Here is a 15,800-nt window from a genome sequence, read left to right on the forward strand (position 1 = left end):
AAATTACATTCTCAATTGGGGCTGGATATCTGATGAGTCGGGTGGTTCGTATTGTGGCGTTCTAAAAAAGCGTTGAAGTGATAGAGAAGAGGGCGGAGGGGAATCAAGGGGTCGTTGAATGATTTTGCATGATTCCCTGAGCTCCTCGGTTTTCATCGCGCCCGGAGGAGGGGCCTCTGCTTTAATGGGCTTTGTCTGTGCGGCAAGATCAATTTGCACTGGCGGTTTTTCCTTAAATCCACGTGCTAAGGCCCTAAGTGCTAAAGTAATCCCAAATAATACTATACTGCTTATTTCGAATAATTTCATTAATGGAACATCATAATCATGTTCTTGTGAATCAGCTTTCTGAAGTAAATGCTCTAAAAAATTGGCCACATTATTTCCCTTGGATAAACCAGTAAATAATGAGCGAAATACCTCCGACCATTCTTGAAAGAAGAATTTTGGTGCGGGATCAAGTAACAACCCCTCATTTATTGACTCATAAAAAATGTCCTCTTCTTCACAATCCTCTACAATCCTCTGCATATCCATTAATTGTATATCAGGTTGTACTTCATTATTTTTCTGCTTGTTTAAGTGAAGATAATGGGCTATTACGCTATAGGCTAAAAATCCAATCATTAATACGCAGCCCATTACTATAGAAGCAATCAGTAATGCTGGAGGAAAAATAGCAGCTGGCACTAAAAACAATGTAGATGTTGTAAATAAGAAACTGGTCAGCACCCCATAAGTAAGTAAACCATACCTTACTCCTGATAAAGCCGCTGTAAAATAGGTATGTGTTACTTGTGTTTTAACTAACTGATGTAGTTCTATAAAGGATTTAATTAACACTCGAAGCTCTGCTTTCAAACGCTCTATCTCAGCTAAATCTTCAGAGCTCTTATCCATTTTTTTATGCAAAGACAGCAATATTGCATAATTGACTTGCATTTCCCTGGTCACAAGTGCCAATTTACATTGATTTTGGGTGATTAGTAGATCTAATTGATCATTATACTCTTCATATAACCTTGATATCGCGCAAGCTATAACGTAGATGCAGCTGATAATGGTCATAGCGAGCAGTGCAGGTGAAGATAATATTGCCAAACTTAAAACGCCAACAAAAAGACTTAAACCATCAATAAGTCCACTCAATCCCATGGAAAAAAAAGCATGAATACGTACCTCGTCATCTTGAAATGAGATGCGTGATAAAAAAACTTCGCTGTCAGATTTGGCTAAATGAGGAAGCTCTAGAATATCAAACAAACACTTATTATTCTTCTTTATCATTTCCTTGCGTTTCTCACGCATATCAAAGAGCCACCATCGATTAGCAACGGCTATAACTCCCAATATTAATCCACAAGGAATCATCGCGTATTTAAGATCCATGCCCTCGACTAATAGACCGATGATTTGTATCGTACTGCGCAAACCTTTATAAGCGCTCCTAAGACCGCTCATCATCTCGCGAAAATAACGCCAAGCTAATGCTATATTTTTTTCAATTGTGCCACTTTCTTCATTCTCAAAGAGGCTCGCTAAAAAAGAAAATGTAATCAAAAAAATCATTTCGGAGGTAATAGTAGCAATACCTTCTGGAGAGGAAAGAAATTCATACATTAAATTGCTGTCATTAGTAGAAAAATATACTTCAAAAAGATATTTAAACATGCTGACAGAAGAACTAAGGGCGTCAAGAACAGCATAAACATGGTAGATGTACCCATTCTTATCCAGTTTTTGAGGGAGGATTCGAGCTTGCGCCTCAAGTCGTCTGGCAATTTCCAGAGAAAAAATTAACTCGTTAGATTTTAAAGCAGGATCTTCATCACGTTCAAAAGACATACTTACACGTATGAACCATCATCTAAGATAGGGCGGTATTGTATTTATTTATCATCTTATCGTCAATAAAAAAATCTCAATGAATCAAATGAATACAAAAAGACTCATCGGTTTAGCGCTTTACTTTTGCGACGGATTATCTTCGATATAATTGCGTATAATTCTTCATCGCCTACTATGGGTTCTAAATGGTCTTTCTCCCTAATCATGGTGGGCATATTAAACAAACAACCGTCAGATCAAGTCAGAACGACTATATTAACGTCAAGGGCCTTATGGAGTTATTGTTTGTATCCGCTTCTACAATATTTGACAAATCATCTCGAAGACTTTGTGCCATTCGCTCCAATTCATAAGAGCGACCGTTATAATCATACCATCTAAAGCGAGTTGGTTTCTTTTTTTTATAGCGAGGTGGATTCTCCAAACTTTCCCGAGTTGTGTAATGTGTGCCCGATTCCAGCATTGAAAGAAGTGTTGTCTTATCAAGAATTTTGGGACTAGCAGGCGCAACTTTCCATTGCTTATTTGAATAATATTCTTTACAGAAAAGTACTGGATTATTAATATCCGTGTGAGGTATTAACTCATCACCATCTTCCAAAGATGTATTGCTCTCTAAGGCACTCTTCAACAGACTCAAGCGTTTTTCATAATCTTCATATTGCATCATACGCCCTTTTAACCTATTTAATATTTTAGAGCTGCTATCTGAATTAATTACACGACGCATTGCGTGACATTCTTTCTCAGACAACGGCGCTACCTCAGGAGGTAATACTGTAGCATGAAGCATTTTTACGAGAGGATTTTCTTGAACAGGATTTTCTTGAACAGGATTTTCTTGAACAGGATTTTCTTGAACAGGATTTTCTTGAACAGGATTTTCTTGAACAGGATTTTCTTGAACAGGATTTTCTTGCTCTCCTCTGATGAGCGATTCAAAAATTAAATAAATTGGTACCGAAAAAGATACTATAGCAGCAACGGTAATGGATAATGGATCAGACATTAATTACCCTATATTATTGATTATACTAGAATTGTAACATATAAAAACAAAAAGAACGCAAAAAATATTCTGTTTGTGTTGGCTCTACAATTTGGTTTGTACAGATTGAGATCCGCCCAAAACTTAACTTTCTTTAACTTTAATCATTCTTCGACTAGTATTGAAAACCACTTAAAACATCACAGGTATTTTTAAATCTGAATTAGAGAGGACTGGTGCAATGTTTCCTAAAATGATTAAACAGATGGAAAAAGTGGAGTTAGAAAAATTTAGTTTTTACATGACTAGTGATAAAGCATTTATTACCTTTGCGGAGATTCCAAAAGGCAGTTACATTGAACCCCATACCCACGAAAAACCCGTTTGTAACTACATCGTAAGCGGTATTCTTGAAATTCGCATGGGTGATAACCTACCAATACTGTACCAAAGCCATGAATGGTTCGAAATTCAGCCAGGAACTTCTCATTCTGTTAATTGTATCGAAGACACATCCATGATTGAAATATGGCCTGAAGGCATTAGTGAATAGTGATAGCATGCTTACAACACTTCTTTTAATAGTCGCGTAGGCCGTTTTCATGGATTGAAATCCTCTGACTGGATTACTAAGATGCTTTAGTTTCCCATGATCCGCTTAATTCATCTGCAGAAAGAGAGTGATTAACCATCTCTTAGCTCTTTCATTTGAGTTAAAAATTGTTGCGTTGCCGTGAGGGGATTATCTGCTTTTGTAATAGCGGAGATGAGCGAAACACCGTCAACTCTTGCCTTTAAAATTTCAGGCAGTCGTTCAAAAGTCATCCCGCCAATGGCAACTAATGGATAATGGAGGGTCCGTCGCCAACGTTGAAGCTGATCTATTCCTTGCGGTTGAAATGACATAACTTTGCTGGTCGTAGGATAAATAGGACCACAAGCAATGTACGATGGGTTTAGGGCATGTGCTGTGGCCACTTCATAATAGCAATGGGTACTCACGCCTAAATGTAATCCTGACTGGCGAATTTTATCGATATCCGCTTCATGCAGATCCTCTTGGCCCAAATGAATGCCTTGAGCACCAAAGCGAATAGCCAGTTCCCAATAATCATTAATAAACAGTGTGACGCAGTATTTTTTTGCTAAAAAAATACTGCGTTTTATCTCCTCTTCTAAGCGTGCTTGACGCATATTCTTTATTCGTAATTGAATACATTTCACGCCTTCCGGTAATAGCTTTTCTAACCAATGACTGCTATCAACAACGGGATATAATCCTATCTGGCACTGTTTAAAGGGGGCTGGTAATTTCAATAAAGGGGTGGGTGAGAGATAAGGAAGATCGATTTCGTCCTCAGGCCAGCCACCATGAAACAATTTTGCTGTGTGTTGATCAATATTTAACGCTTTCCGGATCCCACGGGTTACATACATTTTTGCAATAACAATCGCATCCTTTATTGAGTGACCCAACGCAAGACAGGCCGCAAGAGCGGAAGAAAGAGTACATCCCACCCCACGATAATTTCTATTAGGTAACCGTTGATTCGCGAGCCAAAAAGATTCATGTCCATTAGTCCAATAATCTTGGCTAAATAAGGCATCCTTTACATGACCTCCTTTGAGTAAGACGCTTTTGGCCCCCAGCGCTAACATTGCGTGAGCACCTTCTTGGATATCTTGATAGGAAGTAAGGGAGCGATTCAATATTTTTTCTGCTTCAATCAAATTGGGTGTAACAATATCCACGTACGGAAATAACTTCACTAGACGTTCTATATGTTGCTGTACATTTGAAAAAATTAATGGAGTTCTCGAAGACAATGCGAGTATTGGATCTAAGACCACAAACCCTGGATAATCTTTCAAAAAATGAGTGATTTTCTCATGAGTAGATGACGTACCAATCATCCCGATTTTAATAGTATCGGGTTTAAATGCATATTGTAATGCATCATATTGTGCAGCAACCTGATCACTAGATATTGCTTCAATAGCTGCGAAGCATGAGTCTACATTAAAATTTTTTAATGTTTCTAAATCAACTTGAACTCCTGAAAGTCCTGCAGGATCAACGCTAGCAATTGTCCATACAATTGGTTTTTTCATACTTTATTATCTTGATGCCAAAACGGGGTATCAATTAATGAAGTGCTGGGATGTGCTACGTTTCTTTCAAGCATTATCCCTGCTTGAAACGCTTCAAAACCCGCGATGACTGCATGACGAAAAGCAGATGCCATATCGATAGGAAAATTTGCTAGAGCAACCGCTGTATTCAATAACACTGCATCAAATCCCAGTTCCATGGCTTGTACAGCATGAGAGGGTTTCCCAATGCCGGCATCAACAATCAACGTCGTTTTAGGAAGTCGATGGCGTAGCGTTTCTAAAGCATATGAGTTAACCAATCCTTTGCCTGAACCAATAGGAGCGGCCCAAGGCATTAAAATGTTGCACCCTATATCGACCAACTTTTGGCATACGACCAAATCGTCTGTGCAATAGGGAAAAACGTCAAATCCTTCATCAATTAAAATTTTGGCCGCTTTGATTAACTCAAATGGATCGGGCTGAAGATTGTACTCATCCCCAATCACCTCTAATTTAATCCATGAAGTATCAAATAGCTCTCTTGAGAGCATAGCCGTACTAATCGCCGTTTTTGCATCACGACAACCTGCCGTATTCGGCAAAAGATGACAGCTTAAATTTTTTACTGCTTGCCAAAAAACCTCACCGCCTATGCCTTGTGGTGCTTGGCGCTTTATTGATAAAGTAATCACTTCTACCTCAGCGGCACGAATAGCGTTCTCCATGACTTCTAATGAGGGATAACACGCTGTTCCAAGTATTAAACGGCTTTTTAGCATTTTCCCGGCTAAATTCCACATGCTTAACCTCCTTGCATTGGCACAATGATATCTACGCGATCGCCTGGATTTAATAGTGTTATGTTGTAGGCCATACGAGGGATCAGCCGATTATTTATCGCGACTGCAAAATGCTGCTCGATGTAATTGTTTTGTATTAATAATTCGTGTAACGATTGTGTTGGTTCAATCTGCTGCACTGTATCATTGAGATAAATGCTGACCATAATTAACTCTCCCAAATTTTTGGATAACGAACGTGTTGATAATTGGTTTTTATGCCACGAAGAACTTCTTCCGCTAGAGCAGGGGCAATTAAATAACCATGACGATAGAGTCCATTGATAGCGATGAGCCCATCCGTGAATTTAATCCTTGGTAAATGACTTGATAGGGTGGGGCGGCATTGGGTAACTGTCTTTATGATGCGCGCATCAGAAAAACCGGCATGGACATAGTAAGCTGCTGTTAATAATTCTAATGTTGTACGAACTGAAATAGAATCAAGATCGTCTGCTTCAATTTCACTGGCGCCAATAAGATAAATATTGGCAGGGCGCGGGACTATGTACAAACTATAACGAGGGTGTAAAAGACGAATTGAGCGCTGCAACTGAACATCAGGAGAATGCAGCCATATTAACTCACCACGTAGAGATCGTAAATCAGTAAAAACAGAGCGAGCACCTAATCCTCGGCAATCAAAAACCATATCGAACTCATGCGACTTTGATTCGGTTATAATCAGCCTTGGTTCAAGTGATAAAACAGGTGTATTCGTGATGCATCTTACGCCTTTAGCCTCTAAATAAATCTTAAGAACGCGCATTAGCGACTGACAATCCATATGCGCTTCGTCAGGGAAATAATAAGCTGTCTCGAATTTAGAAAGCTCAGGCTCAAGTTGAATCACTGTCTTATTAGATAATTGTTGAAAGTTAAAGTCACCCTGATCCAATTGACTTGATATGCGCCGACTAAAATGACTCCATTCAGCTTGATCATTAGGATGACTAAGTACCAGACTTCCGGATTGTTGAAAATAAATCTGTTCTGGTAATTGTGCAAGAATTTGCGGCCAGCATTGTCGAATGGATTCTTGACCTAAATGAAAAATCAGTTGATCTGCTTTATCTAATTCAGAAAACGGTGTTAATAACCCGGCGGCGGCTAAGCTACAATTTATATCCCCTGTGTTTTGATCAAAAAGAGTGACTTTCCAGCCTGCATTATGCAATGCAAGTGCCAGCAAGCGTCCCATTATTCCCATGCCCACAATACCTGCTTGCATGGTTAGCTCTCAAGACAACAAGCGATTGGCTTTAAATCAGAGTAAGGCGTTTCCGGCAAAAAACGAAATGTCCGTTCTGGTACAATAAACTGAACTGAAAAAAAATTCGGTGATGGCATGCTCATAACTCCTTATATTAATGCGTGAATAATATTGGAGATGGCAAAAGGGAACCGTGCCACATAGAAAATATGACATGGATCTTATGAAGGCGTCCTTACGCTGATATGACTCAGTTCAAGTTCGACGGGTAACTCTCAGCCGGTTTTCCGACACCCCGCGCCATCTAACAAACAGTGATATGCTAGATTTTAATTTTTTGTTTGTCAAATCCGTAGAGCTTTTGTGGAATGAAAAATTGATTTCAGATTTACTCTTCAGATTTTTTTAGTTGATTCATTTTTTCAACGGAGCCTTAGTCAGTGATTTTGATGGGTGTTATATTGCTTATAAAGCGCCATGAACAAATAAGTTACCTCTATGAGAGAACCATGCTGGTTATCAGAACTTTTAATAATCAAGAAGGTATTGATATACAAATGGAACCCGGTTTTAAACAGAATCCTCAATTTTAACTATAATGGAATTAATACTCCGTAAAACAAGGACAGTTGCATATGGATTCTCAAGCATCTCATGAGGAGATTCTCCGGATGATAAATACAATCCCTATTTTTTCAGGCATTGGCATTCATGAACAAAACATGCTCGCCCGTAAATGTCTTATCGTTGAGTTTAACACTGGGGTCATTTTGATTAAGCAAGGTGAAATAGCTGATAGACTTTATGCTATTCTCAAAGGGAGTGTGGATGTAATTAAAACCACATCCAACCGTTCGGTACGCATCAGTAGATTGGGGGCTGGTGATGTGTTTGGTGAAATCGCTATATTGCGAGCGATTCCAAGAACAGCAAGCATTATTACCACAATGCCCTGCAAATTTATCTCTATAAATGGCAAAGATTTTTTAGAAATTTACCAATACTTCTCTCCAAAAGCTCGTGATAATATTCAATTGATGGTAGAGAAACGCCTGGCTCAACATAGATAATTGTTGAATCGCGAGCATGGTTCAAATCCACTGAACACTTTTGAGGGTTCTTCCACAGATCCTTTAATGTTTTGAAAATACTATCCTATTTAATAAAAAAGTGACTGGCAACAAAACAATGACGACCAGCAATGGTGCATAGGTGACTGAAATTCCTAGATGTACCATAAACTCTAATGAAGCGGCACCTAATACATATTGCAATAAGTAGATTAGGGGAAATTCTAAAAAAGTATGTAATGACATCGTCCCTTTAAATACAAACATGTTCATAAAGTAGAGAGCAATTACTGAAATTGTATACGCTATTAAATATGCATATTGGTAGTTTATGAGATGATATAACATGACATAGAGGCCGAACATTATTAATGTACTTAATATGCCTGTTATAGCAAAACCAAGCATTTGTTTTTTATGAACTTGCTTGATAAATTTCATTTTCATATTCCTGCCAGGATTAAAGGGATACTCTATAGAGTATCATTTTTATGATCCCTTACTACCAATAAATTGATTTTTTCATTGGATATCAAATTGTGTATAAGTTCATGTATTTTTAATCTATCAGAGTAGAGGTAATCAGTATGCTCGATCACGAGCATTATCCAATTAAGTCTGATTATTTTGATAATCAGACTTAACGAAGAAAGAGGGCGGGTGGTTACAAGTCATAAGTGCAAGCGCCTTTTTACTACATAGTGCTCATTTCCATTACCGTTACAGTGTGTGATTTAAATTCATCAATACCGATTTTCTTCCACCCAAAACGTTGATAGTAATTTGTTATGACAGGATCAAAAGCAAATAAGTAAAGGTTTCTGAAGCCGAGCTGTAATGATAGTGCTTATTAACTTGAAATTCACGACCCACACCTTTTCTAAATATCATCCAACCCTGTGTCTTAAAAAAACAACTATATATCTGACTCTGAGGTAATTTTAGTCAATTGCTCTAATAGCAGATTAATTTGCCATCCAACTGTTGATAAACGTATTCCTTAGGCGATGCATTTAATCAGAGTGAATTAAATATCTAAAACTCTATTTAGCAAGCGTCTGTCTGGCGCATCTCCCGACAGACATGTACTCACCTTCTCTACACTAGTTTGCATTTTTTCTTGTCATCTCCTTAGGTTAGTGTTAGGTTTCGAATAGGGATAATAGTTCAGACTAAAGGAGGCAGTACGATGTTGTTGACAGAAGAAGAAAACGCTTTAATGCAGCAGAGTTTCTCTATTACTAATTCAGAACATAGAAAGTTATTAGATAGCAAGTTAGATCTATTCGAAAGAAATTTAAAACAACTAAGAATACAGGGGTATAAAATTGGCATAGCCTCCATTGGGGCCTTTTTAACTCGGCTATTCAGTTTAACCTCATTCCTTTATCCAACTGATTGGGCATGTGTGGCTTATGTTGTACACGCGATTCATCAAAGTGGAGGTATCAACCAACAATACCGTGATGATTTTGCAAATGTTAAAGCCATGTTTGATTGGTGCTTTCCCAAGGGTGAGCAATTATCTGTCAATAGCTCAATGGCATCAGATCCATCTATCCAACGTTTAGTAGAACAGGTAGGACCTTTGTTAAGCGAGGCACGGCGCTCACGTTTAGCGCCCTGGATCAATGGTTTAGAGGATATGGGCCAGAGTTTAGTTAATAGTGCAACTTCTTTAGTAAACAACGCATCAAGCTGGGTTTATAATTCGATATTTGGTGCATCGAAAACCACAACAGCACCACAAAAAAATGTAATGCGCCCAGAAGTTTTTGCTTATCTAGTTAGACAATTAGTGACAGGGAAGCAAACATCACCAATTGATTATTATTGTTACGGCGAAGGCAGTGAAATTTTCGATGCAATGTATCAAAAGGCGGTTCAATTGTATAATAAAGCATCAAATTTAACTGCTCACTTAAAAATGAATTAGAGCAATCGGGGCAGCACTCAATCGAGTCGACCCTTCTAGTCTCGAGCAAAATGGGGTCACCCTCTGAAAGCGCCACACGAATAGCAAGCGAATCAACTGTCTTAAATTTTTAATTCAAGACAGTTGCTACTCTTAGATAATTATTTTCCGCTCACCAAGATTTTGTACAAATCGCAGCATGTAGCCATCTGGGTCTAATACTATAAATTGGCGGTTTCCAATCTCCATTGAGTCAGCGCGGTACCATTTATCTTCTAGAGGTAGAAAAATTTTGGCTTCAAAATACTTGCAGCGGTTATATAGTTCATCTACGCGGGTTGTTTTAATTTCTAGATTGATCCCTCTGCCAAAAGGAGCCTCCATAGGAGCAGGTATCCATATCCTTTTAGCTCCGCTAGTTATTTCATCCAGCATGATTCTTGCGCCTTGACACTCAAGCATAGCAAAGCCCTCTTCTTCTCGCTGATATTGAATTTTTGAATTCAAGTATTTCAACATAAAAAGAAAGGCTTGATTTTAGATTGGAACAATAGAGTTCTGGAGTTAGTGGAGTATCCAAGTATTTCTCTTTCATACCTATTTTATTAGTTTTTTATCTGGATAGCTTGAGGATAAACTTAATGACGGTTATTGAGCAACCCCTTGACCTAGTTAAAAAAAATCCCAACAACCAAAGACTTTGAACCCTAGGGTTTAGGTGGTGAGCAAACGTTACAGTTCAGGCTTCTCAGAGGAGTCTAGCCTTCAATCAATTACTTCATTAAACTTAAATAAATAATTTCGTTCATTTTTTATAAGACTAGGTTAAAAGAGAATTTGAGGGTCGGCCGGGATTCTGACGAAAAGGTCCGTTTGATGTTCTATTTTAATTCAATTTGTATTCAACCATTAATTTGTCTCTATCCATGCTCAATGGAAATACACCATACCTATTAATATGCCCACCATGATAAGGGGATAGACCATTTCGCATATTTTCTGTAACCTCAAGACCTTCTTCAGTTAATTCATTAATAACATTCGTCATGTTTGCCACAACATGTAACATGACAGCATTCGCAACAAGTCGACCAAAATTAATAGTCTTTTTCTGGTTAACTCGCAAATTATCTTCAATTGTTCCATCCCGGCCAAAGGAAACCCAGTCAATGAAATTGTTAAATTCCTCACTTTTACAAGTAGCGGTCTGAATTAAACGCCTTAAATCAATATCGTTAATATAATTGAGTAAAAACATGGTTCTAACAACACGCCCCAACTCGCGAAATGCCTGGTAAATTTTATTTTTTCGGCTTTGAGTGCATAATTTTCGTAAAATTGTTGAGGCTTTTATATTGCCACTCCGAATGGACATTACGACGCGTAGCATGTCGTGATAATGCGCCTCTATCAATTCCCAATCAATCTTATCATTAGTAAAAATACTGTCGATATGCTCAAATATAACACCATCACTCATAATGGGCCTGTAGTATTTTAAATGCTTAAAATTTCTAATTCTCGGCATAAGTTGTATAGCGAGCAGGTAAGCAAAAGCAAATACCACTTCGCTTTGTGCACCAGTATCTCCATGGATTGTAGTAGGTTGAATATCAGATTCATTTTCAATAATACCATCAAAAATGTAGGTTGCCTCATACACTCCACAGGGAATAAAATTGCTGAACAGCGCAATATATTGATCCGAAACATGGTAATAACCTATCCCACCGTATTGACCATAACGAATGTGGTGCTCAGCAAGTAAATTGTTTGTGTAGACATTCCAATAAGTACCATCGACAGATCCAGTTTCACCAGTTCCCCAAGATTTTGGCAGATCAAATTGATTGTAGGCATTAATTATTTTTTCAGTTGCCCTACTTAACCTATAGTCTGTGATGTGGTGGTTAAATAGCCAGGCAATTTGTTTACGACTGTACTTTTGTAAGCATCGCTCTGCTTGAACTGGACCTACGTTACACCCATAGGAAAAAGAAGTGGCAACAAACCTCATATCATAGTCTTTAATTTTAGAATCAAAACCCGACAATGGTTTAAAGTCTTTACTGATACTGAGCCATTGTTCAATATCAATAAACACATCTACAATATTTGTCAGCGGCAATCGAGTAGAAACTTGTTCAACAAAAGACGTTATTGCCTTATCTTCTTTTTTATTGATGACGCGTTTTAAAACAGGTTCGCAGTTTTCAATACTTAGGTATTCATTAGCCAAAAATCCATCATTTGTTTTTTTTGCTGCTGCATAATGTTGAATTTGGAGTGCAGCAATAAAATCAGATGATTCACTTGGTTGTTTAATTAAATTACAATACTCTTCGAGCTGTGAATCAAAATCATCCCATGAAATAAGTGGTTTATTTGGATCATCATAATTGTTGGCACCCGGCAGGAAGATATCCGCACAGTTAATTTCATCAGCTAATGCATTGAATACCGCCAATTCAAAATTCTTTTTATTTACTTCCATAATTTCATCGTGTCTTTTTTGGCTTGTAACAAAACTGAACCATTTCTCACTAAGCCAGCTTAACTGATCAAAATCATGGGCGATGATTGACAATGTTTTTTGCTTACTATGACGATTTTTAATAATAAAAGTAACCGCCAATTCTAATGACTTGTCCTTTGAGGCTGATTGCAAGCTAATCTGTTCAAGCAGCTGAAAAAGAACGTAACGTTTATTCTGATAAAGCTTTAACATAAAAGGCAAGTAGTTATCACTCGCATAAGCTAAATACTTCTCACATTGATAAATGATTCCATTTTTATCTTCGGGTAAGCTGCTTTCAATAGCAGCCAGCCTCTCGGAAGGAGTGCCTGGGTTATTAGATGCAAGCAAAAGTCCAAGTAAAGTATTAATCAAACCATCAGTCTCAGTTTTCTTTGACAGCGTATATTCATCCAGAGCTACCTTTGCCTCATGCCGCATTTTACGCATCCAACGAATCATAACCGTGGCGATATCATCTAATCCTTGAGCAAGTTTAAAATGGAGTAACGTTGCTGCTAATGCATATCGTTTTTCTGGCTTAATATTTTTCATATCAGAGCTATCAAGGGCTCTCGCTTCATCTACGAATTGTTCGAGTCGATGGGCTGGGAGCTCATGAGTTAATGCAGGAGCATCAGTCTTTCATTTTTTTAACAGTTCTAAATTAGTGACAAATGATTTAACATTATTTGTGGTTGGGCTTTTCATCTCCTGTTTTAAAAAATCCCAGCCAGTTGTTGCTTTATCAGGAGCAAGTGATGTATCAAATAAGTTATCAAGAAGAATTTTAGATTTATCATCAAGATTACCAGTGATTTCCTCATAGAGCCTGGTGTTAACAATAACTCTAGCTGCTCTCGCTAAACGTTCTAATGTACTAAACCCAGGTAACTCAAAGCGCTCCTTAACTAGGGTTTCAATCATATCGTTAATAATATCGGCGAGACTCTCTTTAAATGATGCTGATTTTAGCGCGCACTCCTTTAAATATATCCGCTGCTTTTTTCTATCATCTGAGATATCAAGATATTTTAAAATGATCTTTCGATGCCGTTTTTTCGCAGAAGGAGAATAGGCGTTTAAATCAAGGATTTTTTGAATCCCCATTGCTTGACTAATATAATTAACAATGACCTCTGGTATTTTTTGAATGTTAACCACATAGCCAAGGCATTGGAAACATTTTAGTGTCAGGATGAATCCTAATTTATAAACGTCCGACAATGACGATTTGGTACTATCTTCCATTAAAAATATTTCGTCATAGGTTGGCTTGAAATTTTTTTCAAGCTCATCTGGGCTCGGATTAGGTTTTAATCGAGGATAAGCTGTCTCATGGATTGCAGTCATATCAATTTTTGGCTATCTTATAAGCGGCCGAAAACAGTAGTTTATGGCCATGCAAAAATCAAGACTTTTGATCCTTATACTTAAAGGGTTTTGGATAGACAAATTTCAGGGGGTTTTTGGCCAGGTATGAAAGCAGGAATTTATGCCAGAGTTTCAACGCATGACCAACAGACGTTAGAACTGCAAATTGAAGCAATGAAAAAATATGCTCAGGCACGTGAATGGCGTATTGAAAGTGAAATTTCAGAAATTGGATCAGGAGCAAAAGATAACAGGCCTCTACATTTGCTGAGTTTGAGCGAGAGATTTTGCGAGAACGAGTTAAAGCAGGTATTGCTCATGCAAGACAAAATGGAAAAAAACATGGACGACCCTCAACAACAAAACATTTTGAAGCTGATATAAATCATTTGTTTGCATCTGGATTAAGCAAGTCCGAAATCGCTAAAAGACTTGGCATTGGTCGAACTTCGGTCAGAAGGATAATTCAGCAAAATACTATTATTTTAACGAACTCGCCAGGCTAGGTAGCCATCTTTAGCAGCATAAAAATTGAACACGACACTTATTTACTAGGATCCCGGCCGATGGTTTTGATGGTAACAAGTTTAACCTTGACTCTGATTTTTTGCGATAGCCCCCTTACCCCTCTGAAAATTGTAATAGAAAGATACGACTACCAATAAATTAACGACACAGGCTAGATTTAATTGATTAATTAATGCACAATAACAAATAATTTTACGCACCTTTCTTTAATAATGAGTAATTATGAAACTTAAATCAGAAAAAATTAATAAGATATTTATTACGCATGTAAAGCAAAAGCATATCACTAAGCGTATGGCTAAAGACCTCAAGTCCTCGGATACCTATGAACCATTGGGATTCGAAGAAATTGCTCACTCTCAATTTGTTGTTGCACAAACTATTATTTCCCATCCAGATTATGTTGTATTACAAGAGGGGCTAACAGAAAATCTCAATAAATGGCATAGAATATCTAGCGAGCAGATTGAAATCAGGCGAATTTTTTCAGATGGTTTTCCTAAAAATTATGATGATTTATCACATTTACAAAAAAAAATACTTGCACTAAAGAATGCCACTATAATCCTATATTATTTAGGGGTGATAGACAATCTTTATAAAACTGCTGATGAGAATAAACAAAGAGAATATTTTTATAATGCTGAGGCTGACTTAGGTTCATATTTTGTATATAAACCCCGCGAAATCGATGCACTGCATTTCGCAAAAGAAATTACGCAACTGACAAATAATCCTAAAATATTATTAATCTTTGGGGCTGAGCATAATTTTGAGAAGCGTATTCAATTAATGCATGACAAATCCATTAAATTTAGAAAAAATATAGAAACATTCCCACATAACCAAAATGCTAGCGATGAGCGCAATGCAAGGCATTATACAGAAGATGATATTGATCCTTATCAAAATGATATATTACTATCATACGCAAAAGGAACCTTTAAAGGCATTAGCATTGAAGGGTTTGAATACCTTCTTGACGAAGCAATTGAGTATGGTCGTGATTTGACTATTGTGGTTGATAAGCAACACCAAAGAAATATATTGCATTGGTCTGCATATAATGGATTCGTAGATGTTGTTAAAATTTGCTTAGAAAAAAACAGAGACTTGTTATTAAATTCTAGATCACGTAATGGTTCAACACCGCTTCATCTTGCGGCCTCACAAGGACATAGAGATGTTGTGGAACTTCTACTTGAGTATGGAGCTGATACCAACCTCACTGATGATACGAACAAAATGGCTTCTGAAGTAGCAGATGAAAATAAATTCATAAAGGTAGTTGATCTCTTTACTGAAAAGTCACATACCTCATTAAATATTTGATTTAATTCGTTGCTAGTAAGTGACTTATATTTTCATCTCGCTCTCTCTTGTTTTTGTATGGATCTTGATGGTTCCTTATTA

At 37.4% G+C, this 15,800-nt stretch carries 15 protein-coding genes, 3 pseudogenes and 1 riboswitch; of the genes and pseudogenes, 6 read left to right on the plus strand and 12 right to left on the minus strand.

Going from position 1 to position 15,800, the window contains the following annotated elements; all coding sequences use genetic code 11:
* Nucleotides 1-3: 3 nt before the first annotated feature.
* Nucleotides 4-1,845 carry a hypothetical protein gene (locus tag LFA_RS06510; RefSeq protein ID WP_052673879.1) on the minus strand — a complete coding sequence of 614 codons (1,842 nt, stop codon included), beginning with the start codon at nucleotides 1,843-1,845 and terminating at the stop codon, nucleotides 4-6.
* Nucleotides 1,846-2,098: 253 nt separating this feature from the next.
* The gene (locus LFA_RS06515) at nucleotides 2,099-2,857 is read right to left on the minus strand and encodes a hypothetical protein (RefSeq protein WP_045095465.1); all 759 of its coding nucleotides are present in this window, start codon (nucleotides 2,855-2,857) and stop codon (nucleotides 2,099-2,101) included.
* Nucleotides 2,858-3,077: 220 nt separating this feature from the next.
* On the opposite strand from LFA_RS06515, the gene LFA_RS06520 reads away from it, so the two are divergent.
* Entirely contained in the window at nucleotides 3,078-3,389 is a 312-nt protein-coding gene (locus LFA_RS06520; RefSeq protein WP_045095466.1) for a cupin domain-containing protein, read from the plus strand.
* 24 nt (nucleotides 3,390-3,413) lie between these two features.
* Here the strand turns inward: LFA_RS06520 and LFA_RS19795 are convergent.
* The 5 genes and pseudogenes from LFA_RS19795 to LFA_RS06540 all read right to left on the minus strand — a co-directional run.
* A pseudogene (locus tag LFA_RS19795) lies at nucleotides 3,414-3,494 on the minus strand (IS6 family transposase); the annotation flags it as partial.
* A gap of 26 nt (nucleotides 3,495-3,520) precedes the next feature.
* The gene (gene thiE, locus LFA_RS06525; RefSeq protein ID WP_052673880.1) at nucleotides 3,521-4,948 is read right to left on the minus strand and encodes a thiamine phosphate synthase; all 1,428 of its coding nucleotides are present in this window, start codon (nucleotides 4,946-4,948) and stop codon (nucleotides 3,521-3,523) included.
* Nucleotides 4,945-5,733, minus strand: a complete 789-nt coding sequence (locus tag LFA_RS06530; RefSeq protein WP_045095467.1) for a thiazole synthase — start codon at nucleotides 5,731-5,733, stop codon at nucleotides 4,945-4,947. The genes thiE and LFA_RS06530 overlap by 4 nt, the downstream gene beginning before the upstream one ends.
* A 2-nt stretch (nucleotides 5,734-5,735) precedes the next feature.
* Nucleotides 5,736-5,939, minus strand: coding sequence for a sulfur carrier protein ThiS (thiS, locus tag LFA_RS06535; RefSeq protein WP_045095468.1), 204 nt, complete (start codon nucleotides 5,937-5,939; stop codon nucleotides 5,736-5,738).
* A 2-nt stretch (nucleotides 5,940-5,941) separates the two neighbouring features.
* Entirely contained in the window at nucleotides 5,942-7,003 is a 1,062-nt protein-coding gene (locus LFA_RS06540) for an FAD-dependent oxidoreductase (protein WP_045095469.1), read from the minus strand.
* 197 nt (nucleotides 7,004-7,200) lie between these two features.
* Nucleotides 7,201-7,293: riboswitch (TPP riboswitch) on the minus strand.
* A gap of 363 nt (nucleotides 7,294-7,656) precedes the next feature.
* On the opposite strand from LFA_RS06540, the gene LFA_RS06545 reads away from it, so the two are divergent.
* Nucleotides 7,657-8,055 carry a cyclic nucleotide-binding domain-containing protein gene (locus tag LFA_RS06545; RefSeq protein WP_231865911.1) on the plus strand — a complete coding sequence of 133 codons (399 nt, stop codon included), beginning with the start codon at nucleotides 7,657-7,659 and terminating at the stop codon, nucleotides 8,053-8,055.
* Nucleotides 8,056-8,118: 63 nt separating this feature from the next.
* Here LFA_RS06545 and LFA_RS06550 read toward each other — a convergent pair whose 3' ends face one another.
* Complete coding sequence (locus LFA_RS06550; RefSeq protein WP_084602131.1) at nucleotides 8,119-8,502, minus strand: GtrA family protein; 384 nt, start codon at nucleotides 8,500-8,502, stop codon at nucleotides 8,119-8,121.
* 247 nt (nucleotides 8,503-8,749) lie between these two features.
* Nucleotides 8,750-8,887, minus strand: a pseudogene (locus LFA_RS20290) (GNAT family N-acetyltransferase); the annotation flags it as partial.
* A gap of 357 nt (nucleotides 8,888-9,244) precedes the next feature.
* Here LFA_RS20290 and LFA_RS06555 point away from each other — a divergent pair.
* The gene (locus LFA_RS06555; RefSeq protein WP_045095472.1) at nucleotides 9,245-9,991 is read left to right on the plus strand and encodes a hypothetical protein; all 747 of its coding nucleotides are present in this window, start codon (nucleotides 9,245-9,247) and stop codon (nucleotides 9,989-9,991) included.
* 132 nt (nucleotides 9,992-10,123) lie between these two features.
* Here the strand turns inward: LFA_RS06555 and LFA_RS06560 are convergent, their stop codons facing one another.
* The 3 genes and pseudogenes from LFA_RS06560 to LFA_RS19400 all read right to left on the minus strand — a co-directional run bounded on the left by LFA_RS06560 (nucleotide 10,124) and on the right by LFA_RS19400 (nucleotide 13,838).
* On the minus strand, nucleotides 10,124-10,477 hold the full coding sequence (locus tag LFA_RS06560; protein ID WP_197541204.1) for a VOC family protein: 354 nt from the start codon (nucleotides 10,475-10,477) through the stop codon (nucleotides 10,124-10,126).
* Nucleotides 10,478-10,856: 379 nt separating this feature from the next.
* Nucleotides 10,857-13,103: pseudogene (locus tag LFA_RS06565) on the minus strand (transposase); the annotation flags it as partial.
* A gap of 27 nt (nucleotides 13,104-13,130) precedes the next feature.
* Nucleotides 13,131-13,838 carry a DUF4158 domain-containing protein gene (locus tag LFA_RS19400; protein WP_052673882.1) on the minus strand — a complete coding sequence of 236 codons (708 nt, stop codon included), beginning with the start codon at nucleotides 13,836-13,838 and terminating at the stop codon, nucleotides 13,131-13,133.
* A 126-nt stretch (nucleotides 13,839-13,964) separates the two neighbouring features.
* On the opposite strand from LFA_RS19400, the gene LFA_RS06570 reads away from it, so the two are divergent.
* The 3 genes from LFA_RS06570 (at nucleotide 13,965) to LFA_RS06575 (ending at nucleotide 15,719) form a co-directional block, all read left to right on the plus strand.
* Nucleotides 13,965-14,243 (plus strand): recombinase family protein, encoded by a 279-nt coding sequence (locus LFA_RS06570; RefSeq protein ID WP_045095473.1) that lies wholly within the window; start codon nucleotides 13,965-13,967, stop codon nucleotides 14,241-14,243.
* The gene (locus tag LFA_RS20295; protein WP_231865912.1) at nucleotides 14,147-14,365 is read left to right on the plus strand and encodes a helix-turn-helix domain-containing protein; all 219 of its coding nucleotides are present in this window, start codon (nucleotides 14,147-14,149) and stop codon (nucleotides 14,363-14,365) included. The genes LFA_RS06570 and LFA_RS20295 overlap by 97 nt, the downstream gene beginning before the upstream one ends.
* A 244-nt stretch (nucleotides 14,366-14,609) precedes the next feature.
* The gene (locus LFA_RS06575; RefSeq protein ID WP_045095474.1) at nucleotides 14,610-15,719 is read left to right on the plus strand and encodes an ankyrin repeat domain-containing protein; all 1,110 of its coding nucleotides are present in this window, start codon (nucleotides 14,610-14,612) and stop codon (nucleotides 15,717-15,719) included.
* The last annotated feature ends 81 nt before the right edge of the window (nucleotides 15,720-15,800 follow it).

The organism is Legionella fallonii LLAP-10 (genome assembly GCF_000953135.1).
In the GTDB taxonomy this organism is placed as follows: Bacteria; Pseudomonadota; Gammaproteobacteria; order Legionellales; family Legionellaceae; genus Legionella; species Legionella fallonii.

Bases quoted from the DNA above. Each gene is read 5' to 3' on its own strand.
- LFA_RS06510 (WP_052673879.1), bottom strand. From the start codon at position 1,845: ATGTCTTTTGAACGTGATGAAGATCCTGCTTTAAAATCTAACGAGTTA.
- LFA_RS06520 (WP_045095466.1), top strand. From the start codon at position 3,078: ATGTTTCCTAAAATGATTAAACAGATGGAAAAAGTGGAGTTAGAAAAA.
- LFA_RS06515 (WP_045095465.1), bottom strand. From the start codon at position 2,857: ATGTCTGATCCATTATCCATTACCGTTGCTGCTATAGTATCTTTTTCG.
- LFA_RS19400 (WP_052673882.1), bottom strand. From the start codon at position 13,838: ATGACTGCAATCCATGAGACAGCTTATCCTCGATTAAAACCTAATCCG.
- thiS (WP_045095468.1), bottom strand. From the start codon at position 5,939: ATGGTCAGCATTTATCTCAATGATACAGTGCAGCAGATTGAACCAACA.
- LFA_RS06530 (WP_045095467.1), bottom strand. From the start codon at position 5,733: ATGTGGAATTTAGCCGGGAAAATGCTAAAAAGCCGTTTAATACTTGGA.
- LFA_RS06550 (WP_084602131.1), bottom strand. From the start codon at position 8,502: ATGAAAATGAAATTTATCAAGCAAGTTCATAAAAAACAAATGCTTGGT.
- LFA_RS06570 (WP_045095473.1), top strand. From the start codon at position 13,965: ATGAAAGCAGGAATTTATGCCAGAGTTTCAACGCATGACCAACAGACG.
- LFA_RS06540 (WP_045095469.1), bottom strand. From the start codon at position 7,003: ATGCAAGCAGGTATTGTGGGCATGGGAATAATGGGACGCTTGCTGGCA.
- LFA_RS06575 (WP_045095474.1), top strand. From the start codon at position 14,610: ATGAAACTTAAATCAGAAAAAATTAATAAGATATTTATTACGCATGTA.
- LFA_RS06545 (WP_231865911.1), top strand. From the start codon at position 7,657: ATGATAAATACAATCCCTATTTTTTCAGGCATTGGCATTCATGAACAA.
- LFA_RS06555 (WP_045095472.1), top strand. From the start codon at position 9,245: ATGTTGTTGACAGAAGAAGAAAACGCTTTAATGCAGCAGAGTTTCTCT.
- thiE (WP_052673880.1), bottom strand. From the start codon at position 4,948: ATGAAAAAACCAATTGTATGGACAATTGCTAGCGTTGATCCTGCAGGA.